2 protein-coding genes are annotated in these 1,027 nt (G+C 54.4%); one reads left to right on the top strand and one right to left on the bottom strand.

Annotated features, from left to right (window positions below; genetic code table 11):
* The coding region (gene lolA / locus AC1D1P_RS24245) for an outer membrane lipoprotein periplasmic chaperone LolA (RefSeq protein WP_477674781.1) at positions 1–624 on the top strand (624 nt) is incomplete at its 5' end.
* 54 nt (positions 625–678) lie between these two features.
* Here the strand turns inward: lolA and AC1D1P_RS24240 are convergent.
* The coding region (locus AC1D1P_RS24240; RefSeq protein WP_477674780.1) for a hypothetical protein at positions 679–1,027 on the bottom strand (349 nt) is incomplete at its 5' end.

Raw genomic sequence — 1,027 nt, 5'->3', positions numbered from 1 at the left:
GTTTTGATAGCTGCTTGCGCCCATTCCGTATGGGCCGACGGCCTGGAAAGCCTCGAAACTTTCGTGAAGACCGTCAGCAGCGGCCGCGCCGAGTTCACCCAGGTGGTGACGGCGCCCGGCAAGGACGGCCAGGCTGCACGCAGCAAGACGTCGAACGGTACGTTTGAGTTTTCGCGGCCCAACCGTTTCCGCTTTGTCTATAAAAAGCCTTTTGAACAAACCATCGTGGCCGACGGCCAGACCCTGTGGCTCTATGACGCAGACTTGAACCAGGTCACCTCGCGCAAGCTGGCCCAGGTACTGAACGGAACCCCGGCCGCCRTGATCGCCGCTGCTGCAGACCTCAAGGGCCTGCAAGCCGATTTCAACCTGGCGTCCTTGCCTGACAGAGATGGTTTGCAGTGGATACAGGCCAAACCCAAAACCAAAGACGGCCAGTTGCAGAGCATCAGTGTCGGTTTCAAACCGACCGGGAAGGGCAGCGAACTCGCCATGCTGGAAATCCTTGACAGCTTTGGCCAGAAGTCAGTGATGACCTTCAGTCAGTTCGAGATCAACCCTGCACTTGGCCCTGCCGCCTTCCAGTTCAAGACGCCGGCTGGGGCGGACCTGATTCGCCAGTAAACGCCTGCGGTGGTTTTCCCATGCCGGTTTCAATTCCCGGATTCATGGTGGTCATCAAACCCGGTTTTCTGGCTTTCTCACTGACAGTTTGATTCTGTATTCTGCGACGATATTGTTTTTTTCGCGCGCCATGATTTCCAGCTCTTCGCCTGAAATTTTCCCCTCCGAAAACATCTGGCTGTAGGGGTCGGCGATGACTACGTCTACATGAGTGGTCACAAAATCTACACTCAGATAATGGGCAAAAGGTGAGTTGGGAATGCCTTGCAATTTCCACTCGTCATTGTTTTTCTTGTCAAACAGTGCAAACAGGGCGGGCGTGATGATTCGCACATGCGTAGGATCGTTGATGAAATTGTCGTGCCTGGGATGGGGTACGTTGATTTCAATCACAGCATTGTTT

The organism is Polaromonas sp. P1_E1_2, assembly GCF_056406035.1.
The sequence above is the reverse complement of the archived record's forward strand: the minus strand, read 5'-3'. Positions and strand labels throughout refer to the sequence as shown.